General features: G+C 48.2%; 19 protein-coding genes and 1 other RNA gene. 3 read left to right on the top strand and 17 right to left on the bottom strand.

The genetic code is table 11. The annotated features are described in order from the left end of the window. Positions 1 to 36 precede the first annotated feature (36 nt). Both KNP92_RS03675 and secA2 read right to left on the bottom strand, forming a co-directional pair. Entirely contained in the window at positions 37 to 840 is an 804-nt protein-coding gene (locus KNP92_RS03675) for an SLAP domain-containing protein (protein ID WP_214837307.1), read from the bottom strand. After that, the gene (secA2, locus tag KNP92_RS03670; RefSeq protein ID WP_214837305.1) at positions 840 to 3206 is read right to left on the bottom strand and encodes an accessory Sec system translocase SecA2; all 2367 of its coding nucleotides are present in this window, start codon (positions 3204 to 3206) and stop codon (positions 840 to 842) included. The genes KNP92_RS03675 and secA2 overlap by 1 nt, the downstream gene beginning before the upstream one ends. A gap of 249 nt (positions 3207 to 3455) precedes the next feature. Between secA2 and KNP92_RS03665 the strand changes: the two genes are divergently transcribed. Then, positions 3456 to 4751: a Y-family DNA polymerase gene (locus KNP92_RS03665; RefSeq protein ID WP_214837302.1), complete on the top strand. Its 1296-nt coding sequence runs from the start codon at positions 3456 to 3458 to the stop codon at positions 4749 to 4751. Beyond that, positions 4748 to 5077 carry a YolD-like family protein gene (locus tag KNP92_RS03660; protein ID WP_214837299.1) on the top strand — a complete coding sequence of 110 codons (330 nt, stop codon included), beginning with the start codon at positions 4748 to 4750 and terminating at the stop codon, positions 5075 to 5077. The genes KNP92_RS03665 and KNP92_RS03660 overlap by 4 nt, the downstream gene beginning before the upstream one ends. A gap of 47 nt (positions 5078 to 5124) precedes the next feature. Here the strand turns inward: KNP92_RS03660 and KNP92_RS03655 are convergent, their stop codons facing one another. From KNP92_RS03655 to KNP92_RS03630, 6 genes are all read right to left on the bottom strand, one after another. After that, positions 5125 to 5766, bottom strand: coding sequence for an ABC transporter ATP-binding protein (locus KNP92_RS03655; RefSeq protein ID WP_214837296.1), 642 nt, complete (start codon positions 5764 to 5766; stop codon positions 5125 to 5127). Between the two features lie 11 nt (positions 5767 to 5777). Continuing rightward, positions 5778 to 7253 (bottom strand): hypothetical protein, encoded by a 1476-nt coding sequence (locus tag KNP92_RS03650; RefSeq protein ID WP_214837293.1) that lies wholly within the window; start codon positions 7251 to 7253, stop codon positions 5778 to 5780. A 12-nt stretch (positions 7254 to 7265) separates the two neighbouring features. Beyond that, the gene (locus tag KNP92_RS03645; RefSeq protein ID WP_214837290.1) at positions 7266 to 8045 is read right to left on the bottom strand and encodes an ABC transporter permease; all 780 of its coding nucleotides are present in this window, start codon (positions 8043 to 8045) and stop codon (positions 7266 to 7268) included. Positions 8046 to 8121: 76 nt separating this feature from the next. After that, entirely contained in the window at positions 8122 to 8796 is a 675-nt protein-coding gene (locus tag KNP92_RS03640) for a permease prefix domain 1-containing protein (protein WP_214837287.1), read from the bottom strand. After that, on the bottom strand, positions 8780 to 9136 hold the full coding sequence (locus KNP92_RS03635) for a PadR family transcriptional regulator (RefSeq protein ID WP_214837284.1): 357 nt from the start codon (positions 9134 to 9136) through the stop codon (positions 8780 to 8782). The genes KNP92_RS03640 and KNP92_RS03635 overlap by 17 nt, the downstream gene beginning before the upstream one ends. A gap of 183 nt (positions 9137 to 9319) precedes the next feature. Further along, positions 9320 to 10732, bottom strand: coding sequence for an NAD-dependent epimerase/dehydratase family protein (locus tag KNP92_RS03630; RefSeq protein ID WP_214837280.1), 1413 nt, complete (start codon positions 10730 to 10732; stop codon positions 9320 to 9322). 137 nt (positions 10733 to 10869) lie between these two features. On the opposite strand from KNP92_RS03630, the gene KNP92_RS03625 reads away from it, so the two are divergent. Continuing rightward, on the top strand, positions 10870 to 11064 hold the full coding sequence (locus KNP92_RS03625) for a hypothetical protein (protein WP_214837277.1): 195 nt from the start codon (positions 10870 to 10872) through the stop codon (positions 11062 to 11064). Between the two features lie 107 nt (positions 11065 to 11171). Here KNP92_RS03625 and KNP92_RS03620 read toward each other — a convergent pair whose 3' ends face one another. The 9 genes from KNP92_RS03620 to KNP92_RS03580 form a co-directional block, all read right to left on the bottom strand. Beyond that, a complete protein-coding gene (locus tag KNP92_RS03620; RefSeq protein ID WP_260564037.1) occupies positions 11172 to 12029 on the bottom strand; it encodes a reverse transcriptase family protein in 858 nt (285 codons plus the stop codon). A gap of 374 nt (positions 12030 to 12403) precedes the next feature. Further along, positions 12404 to 14332 carry a retron Eco8 family effector endonuclease gene (locus KNP92_RS03615; protein WP_214837275.1) on the bottom strand — a complete coding sequence of 643 codons (1929 nt, stop codon included), beginning with the start codon at positions 14330 to 14332 and terminating at the stop codon, positions 12404 to 12406. A 662-nt stretch (positions 14333 to 14994) separates the two neighbouring features. After that, positions 14995 to 15138, bottom strand: a complete 144-nt coding sequence (locus tag KNP92_RS03610) for a hypothetical protein (RefSeq protein WP_034807024.1) — start codon at positions 15136 to 15138, stop codon at positions 14995 to 14997. A 125-nt stretch (positions 15139 to 15263) separates the two neighbouring features. After that, positions 15264 to 15619, bottom strand: a transfer-messenger RNA (tmRNA) gene (gene ssrA, locus KNP92_RS03605). Between the two features lie 49 nt (positions 15620 to 15668). Then, positions 15669 to 16139 carry an SsrA-binding protein SmpB gene (gene smpB / locus KNP92_RS03600; RefSeq protein ID WP_214837272.1) on the bottom strand — a complete coding sequence of 157 codons (471 nt, stop codon included), beginning with the start codon at positions 16137 to 16139 and terminating at the stop codon, positions 15669 to 15671. Positions 16140 to 16188: 49 nt separating this feature from the next. Continuing rightward, positions 16189 to 18582, bottom strand: a complete 2394-nt coding sequence (gene rnr / locus KNP92_RS03595; RefSeq protein ID WP_214837269.1) for a ribonuclease R — start codon at positions 18580 to 18582, stop codon at positions 16189 to 16191. A gap of 15 nt (positions 18583 to 18597) precedes the next feature. Continuing rightward, entirely contained in the window at positions 18598 to 19338 is a 741-nt protein-coding gene (locus KNP92_RS03590) for an alpha/beta hydrolase (protein ID WP_214837266.1), read from the bottom strand. 102 nt (positions 19339 to 19440) lie between these two features. Then, on the bottom strand, positions 19441 to 19665 hold the full coding sequence (gene secG / locus KNP92_RS03585; RefSeq protein WP_012726902.1) for a preprotein translocase subunit SecG: 225 nt from the start codon (positions 19663 to 19665) through the stop codon (positions 19441 to 19443). Positions 19666 to 19738: 73 nt separating this feature from the next. Further along, positions 19739 to 20626, bottom strand: coding sequence for a YitT family protein (locus KNP92_RS03580; RefSeq protein WP_214837264.1), 888 nt, complete (start codon positions 20624 to 20626; stop codon positions 19739 to 19741). Positions 20627 to 20672 lie beyond the last annotated feature (46 nt).

Here is a 20672-nt window from a genome sequence, read left to right as displayed (position 1 = left end):
AGCTCAACCACTCCAAGCGGAGAAGTTGAGCTTTTGTCATTGCTTGATTCTGACCGTGAACGGCCCGGTTGCTTCAATTCCTTCAAACGTCGCCTGCACCGGGTAAGCGTGTTTCCCACGTACCGCTTCTGTGAGGCGGACGACCGTCAAAGCGACCGCTTCGTCCCCGCTCATCAGTTCGAGCGGCAACTGTTCGACGTTTAGATCTTGGGCATAGCCGTTACGGAGCAACAGCGTCGCTGTCACGTCCGTCGCGTCTGTCTCGATATGGACGAGCATCATGTTGAACTCGTTCTCCCCGACCGGCGGTGTCGACACGTTCGTCCGGGCGAGCAGCTCCCATGCAACTGACGAGAACGAAGCCCGTTCTACATCCGACACCGTCTGGAGCGGGTCAATCGGGTTCATCTGGAAGACGAGACGCATCGAATCGTTCAGTTCAAAGTCGCCGAACAACTCGTCGGCGAAGAAGTCGAGGTAGACGGGCTTACTCGTCCACGGCTCGAAGTTCGGCAAGTCGACGCGGCTGAGCACCTTCCGGCCAAGTGGCACATTGTTCGCATCGAGGAGCAATACCGGCAACTCGTCAATCTCGAACGAGCCCGGGAGCGTGTTGCGGAACAAGGCGACGATCGACAACCCTTCCGACAACAGCTCGGCGTTCAACAGCTCGATTGACAGTTGGTTCTCAAGCAGGTTCGGCAGACGCTTCGCATGATAGCGGAACACGTACTCGTCCTCTTTCGGAATCCCCATCTCGTCATCGAACACGAGCGTCAGCTGGCGCTCCCCTTCGGCTTTGTTCGTCTCAATCTGTTTACGTTTACGAAATCCTAACATCACGCTTCCTCCTCTACCGGCGCCGCGAAGTAGCGGTCGAGCTGGCATACTTCCATCGTCACGTCGCGCGCGATGTTCACATACGTCTGTTCGAAAATCTCGAGACCTTCTTTACCGAATTGACGGCCCGGGTCTTCCTGCGCGTAGCTACGAAGACCAATCCCTTCTTTCAAGCCGCTCATCATCGTCAAGTGATCCGTCCATTTCATATCGAGGGCACGGAGGAGCGACTCTTTGACGAAGTGGACGACTTCGTCTCCTTCGAGGCGCGTCTCTGCCGTCGCGATGATGTCATCCGCGAAACCTTTGAGCTCAGCTTTTAATTCGAACGTATCGGCGACCGCGTCCGACCAGACCGGTTCGCGCATCGTCAAGTAATGGAGGTCCGCCTTCAACTCGTCAATCGGCCATTCTTCCGGGACGAGCTCGTCCGTCACGTGCATGTCGATGCTGTTCTCGATGGCGAGGCGCATCATCCCGAGGACGTTCTTCTTGATTGCGTCCGCATCGGCGTTGACAGCTTGGTCGCGAATCGTATAGACGATGTTGCGCTGTTCGTTCAAGACGTCGTCGAGCTTGAACAAGTAGTCGCGAATCGATACGCCGACGCCTTCAATCGTCGTTTGGGCGTATTCGATCACGTCCGTCGCTTCTTTCGCGAACACTTCGCCTGAGGCGTCCGGCTTCAATTTCTTCTCAATCCGCTCTACTTTTTGCGCCGCATAGCGCTTCACAATCTCATCTTCGAGCGAGACGAAGAACTGGGTTGCACCTGGGTCGCCTTGTCGGCCCGAACGACCGCGGAGCTGGTTATCGACCCGTTGCGACTCATGCCGCTCCGTCCCGACGACGAACAGACCGCCCGCCTCTTTCGATTTCGCGTCGAGCATGATGTCCGTCCCGCGTCCGGCCATGTTCGTCGCGATCGTCACTTTGCCGTACTGCCCGGCTTCGGCGATGATGTCCGCTTCTTGTGTGACCGTCTTCGCGTTCAATACCTCGTGTTTGATGCGTTTCTTCGACAGATGCTTGCTGATCGCTTCCGATTGGGCGATTGACGTCGTCCCGATCAACACCGGGCGTCCCGTCGCATGGAGCTCGACGACTTTCTCCGTCACGGCCGCATACTTCTGCTCGATCGTCATGAAGATGCGGTCCGGATGGTCTTTGCGGAGGCGCGGTCGGTTCGTCGGCACTTGGACGACGTCCATGTTGTACGTCTTCAAGAACTCTTGGCGTGACGTCTGCGCCGTCCCCGTCATCCCGCCGATGAGCGGGTACATCCGGAAATAGTGCTGAATCGTGATTTCTGCCGTCGTCTTGTTCTCCTCGGTGATCGTGACGCCTTCTTTCGCCTCGAGCGCCTGATGGAGCCCTTCTGATAGACTGCGGCCTTCCATGATGCGTCCCGTGAACAAGTCGATTAGCTCGATCTTGTCTTCTTTGACGATATAGTCGACGTCGAGCTCGAACAAGACGTTCGCCCGGAGCGCCTGGACGAGGTAATGGTACAACACTTGATGCTCGGCACTGAACAAGTTGTCGATAGCGAACATGTCTTCAATCTTCAAGATACCCGACTCCGTGAACGCCGTCGATTTCGACTCGAGGTCGACCTCGTAGTCGGCTTCCTCGAATGCTGTGACGACGCGCTGGGCGAGCGCCTTCAAGCGGATGTGCGAGCGGTCTTTTTGCGCGATGATGAGCGGCGTCTTCGCCTCGTCGATCAAGATGCTGTCGACTTCATCGATGATAGCGAAATGGAACGGACGCTGGACGCGTTCTTCCGGTGCCCCGACCAAGTGGTCACGCAAATAGTCAAACCCGAACTCGGTCCCGACACCGTACGTGATGTCGGCCTGATACGCCTCACGCTTCGCGTCCGGCTCCATTTCCGGGACGTTCAAGCCGACCGTGAGTCCGAGGAAATCATGGATTTGTCCGATTTGGTTTGCGTCACGCGTCGCGAGATATTCGTTCACGGTGATGACGTGGACGCCTTTCCCTTCAAGCGCCTTGACGTAACTTGGGAGTGCGGCGACGAGCGTCTTCCCTTCCCCAGTCGGCATCTCCGAGATGTTTCCTTCAAGGAGAGCGAAGCCGCCGATGAGCTGGACGTCGTAATGACGCATACCGAGCACGCGCACGGCTGCCTCACGGACGAGGGCGAACCCTTCTTCGGCGATGTCGTCGACTTTCGCCCCATCTTCGATTCGTTGCTTCAATGTATTCGTATAAGTCTTCATCTCGTCATCCGAGAGGGCTTGGATTGTCGTTTCTAAGTCGTTGATGCGTGCGACGCGTCGTTCATATCCTTTTAAGCGCCGGCTTTGATCATTCGTCAACTGTTTTACAAATTGGATCACGTTATAGCCTCCATCTATCTCACATTCATCACTTGCATACCCGTCTATTATAGCGAAAATCAAACCGTTTCGGAGACTTTTTTACGAAATCTTCCTAAAAGATGGTTTTTACTTTATCAATTTCATATAAAATTTGGGTAATTTTCAAAAAGTGTTTACAAATTTATTTTCAAATTAGTATTTGAGATGAACTGAGACCGTGTTACGATGAAAAAAACAGAACATTTGTTCGTAAAAGGAGTGGTGACGATGCGACGTCGGATTTTTTGTATCGACAGCGTCTCCTTCTATGCGAGCTGCGAGTGTGCCGCTCGCAACCTGAATCCATATAAAACGAAACTCGTCGTGCTGTCGAACCTCGAGGATAGCGGCGCCCTCGTCCTCGCTGCGACGCCACCGATGAAACGGCTCGGCATCAAGACCGGGTCGAGACGATTTCACATCGACCGCTTGCCATGGCAAGACCGGAAACACGTCCTCTATGCCGAGGCGCGGATGAGCCATTATTTGAACGTCTCCGTCCAAATCGTCCACATCCTGCACCAGTTCGTGCCCCCGGAGGCAATCCGCGTCTACTCGATTGACGAGACGCTCGTCGATTTGACCGGGACGGAGCGGCTGTTCGGAAACGACGAGCACGTGGCACACTTGATTCGTTCCACCGTCTTCCGCTATACGGGCATCCCCGTCACAATCGGCGTCGGACCGAACAACGTCCTCGCCAAGCTCGTCCTCGATCTACACGGGAAAAAGACCGGTGTCGCCCACTGTTTCCTCCACGATGTCGAAAAGATGATTCATCCGGCCCCGATTGAAAAGATGTGGGGCGTCGGGGCGAAGATGGCCGTCCACTTGCAACGGCTCGGTATCTTCACAATCGGGGACCTCGCTCACTATCCGCTCAACGTGTTGCACGAGAAGTTCGGCGTCATCGGCGCCGAGCTGTGGCATCACGCCTGGGGCATCGACGAGTCCCCGACGATTCTGCCCCCGAGCTCGTTGTTCGGGGCGCAGCGACAACGACCGCGTACGATTGGGCACGGCATCACGCTCATGAAAGATTACACGACGTACGCCTCGATTCGGCTCGTCTTACAGGCGATTGCTGTCGAGGTCGGGATGCGCACCCGGCAAGCCGGACTCGTCGGTGGGAGTGTCCATCTCGGCGTGCGCTATACGCGGACGAGTGAACGGCGCGGCTTCAGTAAACAAAAAAAGCTCGACCGCTTCACGGCGGACGAGCAGGACTTCTTGCCGGTCTTGTTGACGCTCTTCCTCGACAGTTGGGACGAGACCGAGGCGGTCCGCTACGTCTCGGTCGCCCTCGGCAAGCTCGAGCCACGGAGCGACCATGTCCAGCTCTCGTTCTTCGAGGACGAGTGGGCAAAAGCAAGGCGATACGACTTCCTCGACCTCGTCGATCAACTGAACGTCCGGTTCGGGCGCGGGACGATTCGACCGGCGTCGAGCCTATTAAAAGACAGTCCGCTCCGCACTCGTCAGCGGTTGATTGGCGGACACAAACAAGGAGGCGATTCACGATGAGCAAGACCCGTTACAAAGACCGGGGCGAGCTGAAATGGATCCCGTTTCTCATGCCCGAACATGTGGCGCTGTTAAAACGCTACTATGCCCAAATCCAAAAGATCGAGCTGCCCGATTTGGATGAGCAGCTCCTCTATCTCTGGCAGACCGAGCTTGAACGTGCGATTCGAGAAGGGGATGCCGTCGAAGTGACCTTGTTCGAGGACGGGGTGACACGCTCGGTGCGTGGGTACGTCCATGCCATCTTTTACGCGGAGCGTGAAGTCGAGCTGTTTGATGGGGCGGTGCAGCGGATTCCATTTCACCATATTTTGGCGGTCCGTTAAGCGTCATAAAAGCGGGATTACCTATTTCGACAATCCCGCTTCTCCATTCAAACAATCTTCTCTAGCTTGCCCCGATTGATGCGATACACATCCTCGCATAGGTAATCGATGTCTTCTTGATTGTGGCTCGTGATGAGAATCGTTTTTCCTTCGTCTCGGAACGTAAGCAACAACTCTCGTAGCGATTGAACACTGTCATGATCTAACGCGTTGAACGCCTCATCTAAAATTAAAATCTGTTGGTTCTCCATAATGGCTTGCGCAATCGCGAGCTTCTGCTTCATCCCCAGTGAATAGTTTTTTACTTTCTGTTGGTTGTCCGGGTTGAGCCCTAACCGTGACATCGTCTCGCGAATCGTCGCATCACTGATTTTATTTTGAATGTGCGCCAGCTCGCGCAAGTTCTCAAATCCGGTCTTGCCGGCAATATAACCGGGACGGTCGATGATAATCCCAAAGTCTTCTGGAAACCGACTCCCCTTTCCTATCTGTTGCTCACGGACGTATACTTCCCCAGTGTCCGGGAAGACGAATCCGCACATCATCTTGAATAAGATTGACTTCCCCGATCCGTTCGGTCCGACAATCCCGACGATTTTCCCTCGCGAAATTGTTAAGTCGACGGCGTCAAATAATACGTTGCCTTTATAGGATTTCGTCACATTTTTTAATTCAATCACGGTAGACATCGTCATCCCCCTTATATATATAGACTTCTTCTTAATAAGACGTGCATACACGCCAGTAAGAACACGACCGTCCCCCCTAACATGGATAACACGTCGGTCATCGCGTGCGACTCAAGTACAACGAGCGCGTTCATCCCGATGGGCAACCAGCCGACATTCAATCCCGGGAATAATAAAACGGACAACGTCCCGAGCACGATGAGCACCGCATAGGCTTCCTGAAGCAACCAAGTCGCGATGAAACAGAGTAACGTATAGACGAGTAGTTGCGACATCGTGCTGACCACTAGAAACGCGACCACGACCGGGAGCGAATAACCGAACGCACTTTCAAAGCCAAACTCTAGACGCAACAGCTGACCGATCAATAGCGTCGTCCCAATCAAGCACGTGATGAGAACTGCGAAGAACATGACTTCCCGGAACACGATCGCCTGGAACCAACGATGCGGACTCTTGTAGCGGATCAGTTTATAGTGACTGATTTCTTGGAGTTCTCGTTGGATCCGGAGCTGACTGAGGTACGTTGCCCCGAAAAAGAGAATCAAGTATGCCATGAACCTTTGATAGGAGAAGGATTCCGGACCTATCCCGATAAACGTAGCTGTGATGAGCTCATTGACGGTTGTCATCTCATTGGATAACACTCTTGCGGTATATGAAATATGTAAAAAGAACAGCCCACCATAAAAGAGGTACGCCCCGTTCTCTTTCCACCTGTCCCAATCGAACCGTTGCAGAGCGGTGAACTGATCGAATAGAAAATACTGCATGGCAACAACGCCGATGAGGACGAGGATGGCGACGAATAAACTCGAATAAGAGAGGGACGTCATCGCCACCGATAAATACGTCGTCGGCGACAGGAACTTCAAATCCTCCGGAAGCGCCTTAAATCCGAACACGCCGAAGAAAAACGTCACCATTGCCTGCGCAAACAGCCAACCTTTCTTTTGATGGAGAAAGAAGAGTCCGGCGAGCGAGAGATGGACCGTGACGAGCAACAAGAGCCACAACAGAAACTGAACGGGAAGTGGATATAATGGAATCGAGAACCGTTCCTGTAACGCGCTCATCGTATTCACCTCATCATGCCAGCGCATATCACCGTTCCACCCGTATTCGTAAGGCAGTCCAATCGTCATGAACAAACTGAGTCCGAACAAGATGCTGAACAGCGGAGCCGTCTCGACGAGAAAATGTGTTAACGTCCGGTACGCCCAGCCCCAAGGTGTCACGACACGAATTAACACTTCCTGCCGGCTCTCACGTATCAGGATGCCGACCGACAAGAACAACATGACAGGAAACACGAAATACGTCAGCAAATACATGTCGTTCGTGAGCGCATAAAATCCATCCCATATGTTGATGTGTTGTTGCATAGTCAGCTCGCGCTTTAAGAAGATACCGTACAAGAAGACGACGACGAGCACGAGGAGCCAAATCGTTCTCGTGAACTCGTGTCTCAAGCGTTCAATCACCATGAGCCACCCCCCTCAAAAACTCCACTCGCGCCGTCGACGTAACCCGAAGACATAAAGCCCCGTTACAAGCGAGAGAAAAATAAAGAACGGAACGAACATCGTCCATACCGGTTGCGCTGAGATGTTGAACGGAAACAACGTGCTGAGCGGTGAAAACTGAGGTGACTGAAAAATACCTGCGACAAAGTTCAAGATGTGATACGACAGAAATGGGAGTGAGATGGCGACAAACACATTTTCAAGCATTAACATGAGCAGATAGGCCATCGTCGCATATAGCGCCCCGTTCATTCCAATCCAGACGGCATGGAAGAATCCGTATAGGAACGGATGGATGTCAGCTAAAAATGATAACGTCGTCTGCGGCACAATTTCTCCTTCGATCACATCGGTATACGTGACGAGATGAAGCATCGGTTCGATATAGTAAACGAACAAAAAAGTTACGAAAATCATGAGGAAGAGCACGATACCGCTTAACACCGCGTTGACGATGCCTTTCACGAGCAGATATGTCGATAATTCGACGCGCGTCCGGGTATACGTCATGAAATGATGACGGTGTTCCGCAAGAATATTCGGTAAGAAAACTAAGACGGCGAGAACCGGGAACAACATGGCCGGAATCGTCGAGACGCTCTCTTCAAACACTTCGATTGGCTCGAAGAACTGATACTGCTCTCGAATCGTCATGAACTGGACGAGCGGCACGATGAAGATGATCGTGGCATAGACGAGCAAAGAACGGACGGTCCAGATGTTAGTCAGTTCTCGTTGCATGAGTTGCTTCATACGTTATTCCTCCTTCGATGTAGCACGATTCGCAATCCAAAAACCGATCACATTCAGCATGAGCAAAAGTATCAAACTAAGTAGATTCAATCGTTGGCGTGTATGTAAGGTGATGACACCCCAGACAGTCGACAAGACGTAATAAAACGATTAAGCCCGTCAAGAGAAGGAGGAGTCCAATTCTCCGAGGATCGATGACGTTGATCACCGTGAACACATCGTTTTCAAGGTAAGAGAGTTTATTTGAGATGAGACCGACAGCACCTGACCAACGTTTCGAGACCGATACAGCTTCTCCAGTTTGATGGGTAGGGCTCATCGTGACACTATGAATCAACCCACTTTCCTGTAAAATTGCTTCTGCCGTCCCCGCATCCGCTTGCGTCGACTCCGCGACATTCAAATAGACAGCATCTGCGAACGTCAAATCGTAGCTCCCTCCGATGAACAAGGAAATAATAAACACGAGCATGGATGACAACAGTGCCCCGACCCCGATTTGAAGTAACCGTTTAGCGAACCGATTCTGTTGAATCTGCATCGTCTTGATGATGGAATCGGCCTGTTCCATTCCGCCGAACCGTTCGAGGGCGATTCGCGTCGCTTCTGTCTCGGAGCGGCCCGCCAGCATCAAGTCACGGATTGATTGTTCCAAATGTGTCCGCGTCTCTTCTTTCAAGTCGATGGTTTCCTGAAGACGTGGATTTGCGTTTTGATAAAGCGTCTCGACATAATCATCCAAGTGTTTCAAATGAATCACCTTCTTCGTGTAAAAATAAATCCATCAACTGCTTTACTAACCGCCATTCCACCTTTTTCCGTTCAAGCGCGGCCAGCCCTTCTGCCGTCACACGGTAATACTTCCGGCGCCCGCCGGCCCCTTGCTCGTCGCCCCAATACGATTCAACACTTCCTTTCTTCTCGAGTCGTTTCAGCGACAAGTAAAGTGTTCCTTCTTTCAATTCGAACGCTTCGTCTGTCCGAGTATGGACGACTTTCGCAATCTCATAACCGTACATATCGCAATCTTCGAGTAACGACAAGATCATCGTATCGATATGCCCTTTAAGTAATTCTTTATCGATTTCCATAAGATCCTCCACTCATCACCTAATTAGGATTACCTAATTTTCCCACGCCGATACCTCGTTATACAAGGTATTTATTTTTTTGAGTCTATCCACCTAACCAACTTTGAAAATCGGACCGAGATCGTGACAGAAGGCTACAAAAAAAGAAGACAGGGTCTGCTGTCTTCACGTGTAACTATAAAATCAACTCGTCGGCGCCTCGACAACTTGATCGCCCTCGTCCGCATCTTCCCCAAGCAAACGGACGTGACGGCCCAACAGCCACATGACGACGAGGTGCGCTTTCGCCTGCGTCTTCGTATAGAACCACCATGGGAGCGCCGGGACAAACTCGTGAATCGCGACGAGCCCTTCATCCGACTCGGGAAGCCGTCTGAACTCAAGCCGGCCCGTCTTGTCGTCCTCGGTCAGCTTCGTAAACAGTCCTCCGTCAATCGCGTACGACGCCATGTCGTCCGTCGCTTCGTCTTCAAGTGACAGATGAAGCGCGACGAGGGACGGGCGGAGGAGCGCAATCTCCCAGTCGTCGTCTTCTTTCGTCGTCTGGATGAACGGATAGGCGAGCCGGCCGAGCCATTCAAAGTACGTGTCGGCCATCCAAAGCGCCGACTTGTTCTCAGGTAAGCCGAACCGTTGAATCGAGCGGACGGTATATTGCTGCGGCTGCTTTTTCTTTTTGCCGCCGCCCGACTTCTGTTTTTCATCTTCCTCGAGCGCATGCTCAACCGCTTCCTTGAACGGAATCTCCCCTTGCTTGACGCCGGTCGTGTCTTTCGCGACCATCGGGTGTCCCATGCTCTCGACGAGCGGATAGACGGTGTCTTTCGGCTCACCTGTCACGGCGACGACCCAAAAGCGCGACATCTTGATGGACGGGAACGGCACGTCGATAAAGACGCGTCGCTTGTCCATTACTTCGGCCGTCTGTTTAATCATCGTCCGATACGTCATTACTTCCGGCCCACCGATATCGATGTGATGATCGTAGAGCGCCTCGGCCCCAACGACTGAGATGAGCGCTTGAATCGCTTCCCGTAAGTCAATCGGATGCGTCTTCGTCTTCGTCCAATCCGGTAAAATGAGGACTGGAAGCCGTTTGACGAGTTTCGCGAGAATCGGAAACGACGATCCTTCTGGTCCGATGATGAGTCCTGCCCGAATCGTCGTCACGGGCACACCTTGTCCACCGAGGATCCGTTCGACCTCGAGCCGGCTCTTCAAGTGACGGGACAACGTCTTCGTTTCTTCTGGAATGATTCCGCTCAAATAGACGATTTGTTTGATGTCGTTCGCTTTTGTCGCTCGAGCAAAGTTATCGGCGATGAGCGCGTCCATGTCTTCGAACGTCGCCTGCGTCAATCCACCGTCCGGAATCATCGAATGGACGAGGAACATGGCGTAGTCCGCCCCTTCACACGCCTCCCGTGTCTGTTCATACGAGAACAAATCACACGACCGCCACGTGACGTGGTCCTCGTCTTCCTTGTTCTTCGTCGAGCGGGACAAGGCGATGATGTCGTATTCTTCTTTTAAATGGTCCATCACGTTCGAGCCGATATAACCGCTCGCCCCCGCGATGACAATCGTTTTCCGCATGGTCGTCACTCCTCTTGGTTTTCACATAAAGGTACTGTACCCGTCTTGGGCTGAGATTAAATCAGTCGCGCGCTCTACAGTATGCACTGGAAAATTTATGTAAACTAGACTCAACTACAGGCAGAGGAGGAATGGCTATGGGGTTTTGGTATTTCTTGATGCTGTTGATCGGTGGGTGGTTCGTGATTCGAAGCCTATTCAAAAAGAACACAAACGGATTCATACGGTTCGGCACACTCGTCATCGGAGGTCTGTTAATCGCGCTCGGATTGTTTATGTTCCAAGACGGCAGTGATGCGATTGTGGCGGATTTGTTTAACTTGTGGCGGTGATTTGAAATCCTGAACTGAGTTCACAATGGGTGCTTCTGAAATGAAAACGAGTCGAACCTTATCAAGAAGGTTCAACTCGTTTAAGTCTTCATATCTTACCCTTATATTTATGCCCATTTATTTAACTTACTCAGAACATACTCGAGTTTTTTTATTTTTCCAGAATAGTCTACGCAAGTATCTTTATGTTTCTCTTTAGAAAAAGATAATAAATACGATCTATAGCCAGCTAGATAATTAAACAAAATATCATATTTCTTTTCTATAGTAAGAGATGAGTCAGGAAAAATACTTCTATTAGAAGAAAGCCTACTATAAAATTCAAGAAAGTTTTTCGGTTCTAATTTTTTTCCCTTAATGTTTTCAAAAGAATAGAGAATCGAATTAACTTTTTTCAATTTATTTCTTGATAATGAAATATGATTTGATATTACATAACCATTAAGAACGATTTTTTTTTGACCTCTTCTTAATTTTTTTCTATTAATCACAAGTTGATTATCTTTTAAAATTTTTGAAATCATTTTCACGAAAAAATCTTTATGTAGTCTATCGTCATTTGAAGAAAATAACATATCATCAGCATATCTAGTAAAATCTACATTAAACTTTCTACAATAGTTACGTATCCTGATATCAAGTCTTCTGAAAAGAATGTTAGATAGTTGAGGAGAAGTAACAGCCCCTTGAGGAAGACTCCCATTTAAAGTGACTATATCTACTATGTTATCCAGGACTTCCTGTTTTTTAGTATAATTAGAGATTTTTATATACTCGCTTAATGTTTCTTTTACTCTTTCAGCCTTAAGAGAAGGAAAGAAGTTTTTAATATCTATCCTTAAATAGTATTCTTTTTTTAAATGTGCCTCTAAAAAATCTAAGTAGCTCTTACCTTTGATAAATCCACAAACACAATTAGGAAGTGGGATATGTGTAAGGAAATTATCTAATAAGCTTTTTTGAATATTGTATAAATCACTTTTCGGACTAATTGCATTTATTTCTCTTTTTTTACCATTAATAATTAATTCAAATGTGTTGTAAGCATCGGCTTTATTACTTGTAATATCTGTTGGAGGAGTTAAACCATATTCTAATATTTTTTTATAAAAAAAACTTTCTTCATAAATATTAATACTATGACCTCCTAATTAAAATAGTAGTAATGGAGTAAGTACTTTCTGAAAGTATTAATGTTACGCGCAAAGTGAAGCTGCGTAAAAAATAACACACAGCAAATAGCAACATTGATTCCTTGGATTTTAAGTTAATTAATCATCTAGGTTTTTCAAATCTAGACGAACTTTTCAACAAGGCACCTTAAAAAGGCAATTACTACTTACTCCATTACTATTTCTAACTTCTCAATTATATCAGTTAACTCTGGAAATAAAATAGAAAATTCATATACTTTATTTTTCCCTTCTAATCCAGTATAAACGTATCTAATATAATCACTCACCCATCCTGAACCCTTTTTCAATTTAGGTAAAACTAAAATTTCTGTATATCCTTTTTTCAAAACACCATCTGGAAAATCTGCTAGATGTTTTTTGTTTAGAGGCACTAATGTATCTAATTTACCTTCAACTATAAATCTTAATAAATCTACCTTATACTCTGGACTACCAACCATGTTATAAATAGCTTTCAAGCTGTCTTTTCGTGTATACGCAGATTGATCACTAATTAACCATTCATAAAATAAATTATAGTTTTCTCTATTGATTAATACCCCTTCAATTGTTGTATCAACTGGATAGACGTTGTAATAGTTACAGTAACTTTTTACTAGATACCTAAACTTATCAAAAAGTGGATCATTGAAATTAAAAGTATTATCAACAAACTTAAACTCTACTTTCTTAGAGATTCCCATTACTCTTTTTCTAACATTTTTGAGTATCCTCCACTCTCCATAATGAAACAGCTCTTCACGTTCAAGTTCTTGATTTTTAAGAGGGTTGTAGGTGTCGCCAACAACTTTAAATTTTCTTGTTTTAACATTATATTTAAGAATTTTATCTGAATCTAGTAGTAACAAATACGGAATTTTCATTTTTCGTTGATGAGGGTGAGAGATGTCAAGAGACACGTTGTTTGAATCATAGGAAAAAATTTCTACTCGTTTCAAGATTGGATATAAATCTCTCAAAAATTTATTCGTAAACAATTCGTATTCAGTTGTGCCTTCAACAAATAAGATTCCATTAGAAAAATAATAACTAGCTTCTTTGTCGGTTATTATTTTATTTAATCTACTATCTTCAAATGTCTTAACTTTTTTTATAATTGTTGTATTTTTATCTTCTATTAATTGAAAAATATTAACTTCTGATAATACCATGCTATTCTTAACTACTCGTGATGAATGTGTTGATAATAATGTTTGTATCTTATTATCATTTAAACTGATGAAATTAACTAACTCATCTATTAAAGTAGGATGCAAACCTATTTCAGGCTCATCTAGAATAACTAAAGGGTGTTTTAACTTATCTTTATGTAACATATTTAAAACCAAATAAAAAATCCTAATGTAATTAAAGGAATTTGAACCATTTGAATAGAAATCTAATTTGTTTTCATTATAGTTGAAAACCTCTCCACCAAAGATAAATTTATACAATTGTTTAAATTTATCACTGTTGCTGTAAGGGATTAATCCATAACCAGATTTTTTTAATTCACCCTTTAATTGAGATAAACTTTCAATATATCTATCCCCATAAATTTTTTGTAACAAAACATCTAACTCTGTAGAAAGAGTATCTTCTGTTTTACTTCGCTTTTGACCTAAATCCCCTATTAAATCCCAAATATTTTCCCAATCTAATAAATCTATACTTCGAACGTCTATAAAATAAATAGGGAAAAGATATTTGATAATTTTTCTAGTTTCATATGAATGACTCCAAATAATTTTATTGTTTTTATACTGTATGAGAGTAAGCGTGATTATCTTCTCGCTATCTAACTCTTTTGAAATTTGTTGGAACATCTCTTGTTCTAGATTTCCCCTTTCTGTAAAACTTTTTAAGTCATATTGTATTGATATTTTAGCATAATCATTATAAGGATTTTCTTTATCAAAGATGTCTGTATTAATAGAATTCCCAGTAAGGTTCTCGTAATAATAATTAAGATATCTCTGTAGATTAGTTTTTCCTGATCCATTTCTTCCCAAAAGAATATTTAGGTCTGATAAAGTTAAAAAGCTATTTTTTATACTTCGAACATTCTCATATTTTATTTTTAAAATCCCCATTTTAAACCTCCCGTTAATTTAAATATCAAAACCCTTTTACATTTTTAAATTTATTCATTTTCAACTTTCAAATTTAATTATACATTGTTTACCAAATAATTCTCATTTAAAAATTTAATTTATCAGTTTGTAAAAAAATTGTTAGAGGAGTAGGGTTGCTTTTAAAGGAATGTATATTCAATGTCTCAAATGGCGTTTAACTTTTAAACGTATTACATTCGCAACAATTTCATAAAAAGGGAGCAACAGGAGTCGATCCCGCGTCCAAAGGTGTCGTGAACACATGCTTCTACTTGTGTAGTTGATCTATTGAATCTCAATGTGACACTGTCGATAAACTGACGTTACGCATCCAAGTAGATAGGTAGTAATCTCCAGCAATCTATTAAAAAACATGAACAGATTCACGCGGATGGACAATCTCTTCATCGGAGTGCTTCTAATCGCACTTATATTACTCACATTTCAAGATGGAAGCAATGCGATTGTGGCAGATTTGTTTAACTTATGGTGAGGACCAAATCGAATCTGAGCAATAAAAGCAAAATCAAGAAGAGGGCCACCCATGCATAAACTACGCAAGGATGACCCTCTTTTTTTATATCAACTTATCTTATAGCATAACTCCTAAAGTCAGCTAAGCTGTCTCATCATTCACCAGCTCATTTCTTCTCTTGTTGCTTCTTTAAATACGCTTCTCGAAGCTGATTGATTTTATCTTTTTTATTCGATACAGCTGGTTTTTTCCCATCTTGATACTTGGCAGCGGCCACTTTACTTTTCGTATCTAATTGGTATTTTCCCATTCGATTCACCTGCTTTCATCTAATTGTGAGACTTGCTCCACTAAAATCAAAAGACCTTCTAATCTCAATGAAATTAGAAGGTCTTCGTTAAAAATCATTGATCACAGTCCATGTAGACTGTTTAAAAATGGAGACGGCGGGAGTCGAACCCGCGTCCGAAGGCATCGTAACGCATGCTTCTACGTGTGTAGTTTATCTATTGAATCTCAATGTGACACTGCCGATAAACAGGCGTTGTCGCATCCAGTCTGGTTCATCTCTTCTTCGCGCCCTCAGACGGCGAGGTTGAAGCGTAGCTTGCTTAGTTTGAGACCCTGAAAGTCATCCACACAAGCGATGGATGTCAGGATCCGCAGGGCACTTAGGCTGCTGCGAGTTGTGTGTTAGTTTTGCCAGTTATAGGCGTTTGCGTTTTAACGAGGCCGACCCCTCGACACGCCACATACGACCGACCTACCCCCGTCGAATCCATAACGTCCCCGAGGTGGTAATTGGTACTACAACAACTATACCACAATCAGGTCTCGCTGTCAGTATTTTTGCCGGTCCCGGAGTGCACGGTCGACGTCACGCTTCGCGTCTTTTTTCTTCAAGTCGTCGCGTTTGTCGTACTTCTTCTTCCCGCGCCCGATTCCGAGGAGACATTTCGCGAATCCGCTCTTGATGTACACCTTGAGCGGGATGATCGTATACCCATCACGTCCTTGTGCCCCAATGAGCTGATTGATTTGTTTCCTATGCAACAATAGCTTTCGGACACGGAGCGGCTCATGGTTGAACCGGTTCCCCTGCTCGAACGGGCTGATATGACAGTTGTGAAGCGTCGCCTCACCACCGTCAAAGCGGACATACGCGTCGGCGATGTTGATTTTTGACTGGCGCACCGATTTGATTTCGGTCCCCGTCAACACCATACCGGCTTCAATCGTATCTTCAATCGCATAATCGAAAGACGCTTTGCGGTTTTGAGCGAGCACGTTCGAATCTTTCTTCTTGGCCATACACATTCAGTCCTTTACCTCAATATAGAGGAGGGGTCGCCCCCTCCTATCAACGACGCTTCTTCGCTCCTCGTTTGGCGTCGCCTTTTCGTTTTTGCTTGTCTTTCTTCTTCAAGTTGAGTGCCGAACGGCCTTGTGACGATTTCTCGCCTTCCCGTTTCGGTTTCTCACCTGGCTTGCCCGGTTTCCCTGGCTTGCCGCGTTTCGGACGTTTGTCGTCACGACCACGGCCTCCACGTTTCTCATCTTTCTTCGGGCGGCCTTCTTTCGCCTTAATCGTCGTCGGTTGACGACGGCGCGACTGTTCCCGTTTCGGCATGCCGACGACCGTGAAGTCGATCGTCCGCTCGTCTAAGTTGACGGCGTCGACTTTGACACGGACCGCGTCACCGATGCGGAACTGACGGTTCGTCCGCTCACCGAGGAGCATGAGCTGCGACTCGTCAAAGTGGTAATAGTCATCCATCGACTGGAGACGAACGAGCCCTTCAATCGTGTTCGGGAGCTCGATGAACATCCCGAAGTTCGTCACGCCGCTGACGACGCCGTCGAACTCTTCACCGAGACGAGATTCCATGTACTCGGCTTTCTTGAGCGCCTGCGTCTCACGTTCGGCATCGACCGAGCGACGTTCGCGTTTCGAGGCTTGCTCGGCGATTGGGCCGAGACGGTCCTCATACTTGGCAATCGTCTTCTCTGACACGTCTTGATTGAAGACGTATGTGCGCATGAGACGGTGGACGATCAAGTCCGGGTAGCGACGAATCGGCGACGTGAAGTGCGTATAGAAATCTGTCGCGAGACCGAAGTGGCCAAGGGAGACGTCATCGTACTTCGCCTGTTGCATCGAGCGGAGCATGATCGTACTGATGACCGCTTCTTCCGGTTCCCCTTCGATCGCCTTCAAAATCTTTTGAAGCGTCTTCGGGTCGACCGTCTGGCCTTTGAACCGTTCGATGTGCACGCCGAAGTTGGCGACGAAATCGAAGAAGAAGTCGAGCTTGTCCGACTTCGGATTGTCGTGGACACGATAGATGAACGGGACGTCCATCTTGTGGAAGTGCTCTGCGACCGTCTCGTTGGCGGCGAGCATGAACTCTTCAATCAACTTCTCCGCGACCGAGCGCGGACGGAGGACGATGTCGGCCGGTTTGCCTTCCTCGTCGACGACGACTTTCGCCTCGGCGAAGTCGAAGTTGATGGCACCGCGCGCGTTCCGGCGCTTCCGGAGCACTTCCGCGAGTTCGGCCATAAGGTCGAATTCGCCGATGAACGGCTCGTAGCGTTTGAGCGTCTCTTCGCCATCGCGCTCGATAATCTCACGCACGTTCGTGTACGTCATCCGTTCCGTCGTCTTAATCACACTCGGGAACAGCTCATGGTTGACGACTTTCCCGCTTTGCGGGGAAATCTCCATGACGCAGCTGAGCGTCAGACGGTTGACGTGCGGGTTGAGTGAACAAATCCCGTTTGATAAACGGTGCGGAAGCATCGGGATGACGCGGTCGACGAGATACACACTCGTCCCACGCTCGAACGCCTCGATGTCGAGCGGTGAGCCTTCCCTCACGTAATGCGAGACGTCGGCGATATGGACGCCGAGCTCATAGTTGCCGTTGTCGAGTTTCTTGACGTGGACGGCATCGTCCAAATCTTTCGCGTCTTCCCCGTCAATCGTGAAAATCGTCTCGTTACGAAGATCGACACGGCCGATGAAGTCTTTCTCATCTGCCTCGTCTGGCACCGCGTTCGCTTGATTGATGACGTCTTCTGGGAACTCGGTCGGAATCCCGTGCTTGTAGACGATCGACAAGATGTCGACGCCGGGGTCGTTCTTGTGTCCGATGATGCGGACGACGTCACACGCGCCGGCGAAACGGCCGTCCGGATATTTCGTGATGCGGACGACGACTTTATGGCCATCGACGGCACCGAGCGATTTGTCTGGATTGACGACCGGCCAGAAGTTGATGCGCTTATCGTCCGGCTCGATGAAGGCGAACTGGTCGAGGCGTCCGCTCGGGAGCGTATACGTCCCGACGAACTCGGACAAGCCGCGCTTCAATACTTTGAGGAGCACGCCCTCGGTCTTGCCACGGTTGTCCTCGCGTTTTTTGACGAGAATCGTGTCACCGTGGTAGACGTCTTTCAATTGTTCAGCTGGCAAGAAGACGTCATCGGTCTCCCCTTCGACCGATAAAAAGCCAAAGCCGCGCTGATGGATCGAGATGATTCCCGATACTTGGCCGAGTGCGGCGAGCGTCCCATAACGGTTCGTCCGCGTGCGGCCGATAGCCCCTTCTTCTTCGAGGGCATTCAATGTACGGATGAGCTCTTTAAAGGCATCCGTCGACTCGAGCGCTAATCGCTCGGTCAATTGGTCGACAGTGAGCGGTTTTTCGCTCGACTGGATAATTTCTAATAGTTGGTCACGTAAATTCAACGTGACACCTCCTTCTTAGACTGACCAGTTCAACGTTTCGAGAAAATCGAGCACGTCCTGGTGCAGTTTCTCTTTTTCTTTGTCGAGGGTGATCACGTGTCCCGACTGCTCGTACATGAGCAATTCTTTTTGGAACGCGTTGATCGCCTCATAAATTTCGTGTGCAGAATGAGGATCGACCATCCGGTCTTTCGCCCCTTGGACGACGAGCGCCGGGACGTAGATGTCTTCGAGTTTCGTCGTCGTGTCGCGAACGAAGGCACGAAGGTCTTTGAGCGTCGGCATCGGCTTAAAGTCTGCCATCTCCTGTTCGATCTGTTCAGGTGTTTTGTCTTCTCGTGATTTATATTCTCGGGCGTACGCTTTGACTCCTGTGTAAAGACGGTCTTCTGCGTCAATACCCGTCGGCGCGCACATCGGGATGACACCTTTGACGTCTTTCTCTGAGGCGAGTCGAAGCGACATGACGCCGCCGAGCGAGAGCCCACAGACGGCAATCTCTTCGTAGCCTTTCTCTTTCAACGTCTCGTATGCGTTCAACACATCTTCCCACCAGTCAGCCGGTCCATACTGGAGCAACTCTTCCGGCGGTACGGCATGGCCGCGGTATTGCGGGCCCATGCACGTATACCCTTCTTTTTGTAGGAAGCGACCGAGCATGCGTACATCCGCGCTCGATCCTGTAAAGCCATGTAACATCAACACGGCACGTGGCCCGCCTTCGAAGAAGAACGGTTTCGGTGCTGTAATCTTCATTGCTAACGTCATCTCCTCATACCTTCCATTATTCCCATAATAATTTTGAAAAAAACAAAAGCTGATCGCCTCACGTAAAAATCGAGAACGATCAGCCTTTCATCATAATGATGCGACTAGTAATCCTAAAATGAAAAACAACGTGCCTAGTACAGCTGCAGTTCGGTTCAAAACAGCGTCAAAGCCGCGCGCTTTCTGGCGGCCGAACAACTGCTCCGCGCCACCTGCAATCGCACCAAGACCTTGCGACCGACCTGACATGAGCAGTACGACGACAATCAATAAGACAGCCACGACGAGTAGGCTGATTGTAGCGATCGTTTGCATAGTAGTCAGTTCCTCCTTCTTTTTACACGCCTTTTATTATATCGAAGTTGTGAACAAAACACCAGCGTTCAAATTATCGGGACGGGTAGCTGAACCCTTCTCCAATGACCTCTTTCACTTGGTGGATGACAACGAACGCACGTGGGTCCGTCACTTCGACGATTTTCTTGAGCGGTCCGACTTGGCGCTTGTCGACGATCATGTACAGCATGTTCTTATCTTGCTTCGTATAGTAGCCGTGACCGTGGATAATCGTCGCCGAGCGGCCGAGCGTCTCCGTCAAGACGACGGCGAGCTCTTCTTGCTTGTCACTGATGATGGTGACGGCTTTTCGGATGTTAAGTCCCTCGGCGACGAGGTCGATCACCCATGAGCCGATGATGATGGCGATGAGCGTATAGAGGACGACTTGTTCGCCGAGGAAGAAGCCTGAGGCGGCGACGACGATCGCATCGATAATGAACATCGATACGGCGACGCTCAAGTGAAGATACCGTTCCATGAGCCGGGCGATGATGACCCCGCCCCCGGTCGTCCCACCGACGCGGAGCACCATACCGATGCCGACCCCGATCATGATGCCGGCATAGACGGCCGCGAGCAACTTGTCTTCCGACGGACTCCCCCAGCTATGCGTCAAACTGAGGAAGAATGATGTCGCGACGACGGCGATGACGGAATAGACCATCGTTCGGCGGTCGAGTAGCTTATACCCGATAATAAACAGAATCCCGTTCCCGATAATCGACGTGACGCCGAGGTCCCACTCGAACAAGTAGAACAAGATGATCGTCACCCCGAGAAGCCCGCCTTCCGAGAAATCGTTCGGGACGGTGAAGTAGTTCACCCCGAACGCGAGGATGAACGATCCGGCGATGATCCAGGCGATATCTTTTACAGAGATCGATTGCAGCTTTTTCCACACTTGTTGGCGGAGTAGATGTTGTTGTTGACGTTTCATAATCGTTTCCCCTTTCCACATAAAAAAGACCGCGGCCAAAACCGCA

It is taken from the genome of Exiguobacterium sp. s122 (genome assembly GCF_018618475.1).
Taxonomy (GTDB): Bacteria; Bacillota; Bacilli; order Exiguobacteriales; family Exiguobacteriaceae; genus Exiguobacterium; species Exiguobacterium himgiriensis.
Note: the sequence above shows the minus strand (reverse complement) of the source record. Positions and strands in the feature narration are given on the sequence as shown.

Excerpts from the sequence above, each read along its gene's own strand:
- KNP92_RS03665 (WP_214837302.1), top strand. The coding sequence starts at position 3,456 with ATGCGACGTCGGATTTTTTGTATCGACAGCGTCTCCTTCTATGCGAGC.
- KNP92_RS03615 (WP_214837275.1), bottom strand. The coding sequence starts at position 14,332 with ATGGGGATTTTAAAAATAAAATATGAGAATGTTCGAAGTATAAAAAAT.
- KNP92_RS03590 (WP_214837266.1), bottom strand. The coding sequence starts at position 19,338 with ATGAAGATTACAGCACCGAAACCGTTCTTCTTCGAAGGCGGGCCACGT.
- KNP92_RS03655 (WP_214837296.1), bottom strand. The coding sequence starts at position 5,766 with ATGTCTACCGTGATTGAATTAAAAAATGTGACGAAATCCTATAAAGGC.
- KNP92_RS03625 (WP_214837277.1), top strand. The coding sequence starts at position 10,870 with ATGGGGTTTTGGTATTTCTTGATGCTGTTGATCGGTGGGTGGTTCGTG.
- KNP92_RS03660 (WP_214837299.1), top strand. The coding sequence starts at position 4,748 with ATGAGCAAGACCCGTTACAAAGACCGGGGCGAGCTGAAATGGATCCCG.
- KNP92_RS03675 (WP_214837307.1), bottom strand. The coding sequence starts at position 840 with ATGTTAGGATTTCGTAAACGTAAACAGATTGAGACGAACAAAGCCGAA.
- KNP92_RS03610 (WP_034807024.1), bottom strand. The coding sequence starts at position 15,138 with ATGGGAAAATACCAATTAGATACGAAAAGTAAAGTGGCCGCTGCCAAG.
- KNP92_RS03645 (WP_214837290.1), bottom strand. The coding sequence starts at position 8,045 with ATGAAGCAACTCATGCAACGAGAACTGACTAACATCTGGACCGTCCGT.
- KNP92_RS03580 (WP_214837264.1), bottom strand. The coding sequence starts at position 20,626 with ATGAAACGTCAACAACAACATCTACTCCGCCAACAAGTGTGGAAAAAG.
- KNP92_RS03630 (WP_214837280.1), bottom strand. The coding sequence starts at position 10,732 with ATGCGGAAAACGATTGTCATCGCGGGGGCGAGCGGTTATATCGGCTCG.
- KNP92_RS03635 (WP_214837284.1), bottom strand. The coding sequence starts at position 9,136 with ATGGAAATCGATAAAGAATTACTTAAAGGGCATATCGATACGATGATC.
- secG (WP_012726902.1), bottom strand. The coding sequence starts at position 19,665 with ATGCAAACGATCGCTACAATCAGCCTACTCGTCGTGGCTGTCTTATTG.
- smpB (WP_214837272.1), bottom strand. The coding sequence starts at position 16,139 with ATGGCCAAGAAGAAAGATTCGAACGTGCTCGCTCAAAACCGCAAAGCG.
- KNP92_RS03650 (WP_214837293.1), bottom strand. The coding sequence starts at position 7,253 with ATGGTGATTGAACGCTTGAGACACGAGTTCACGAGAACGATTTGGCTC.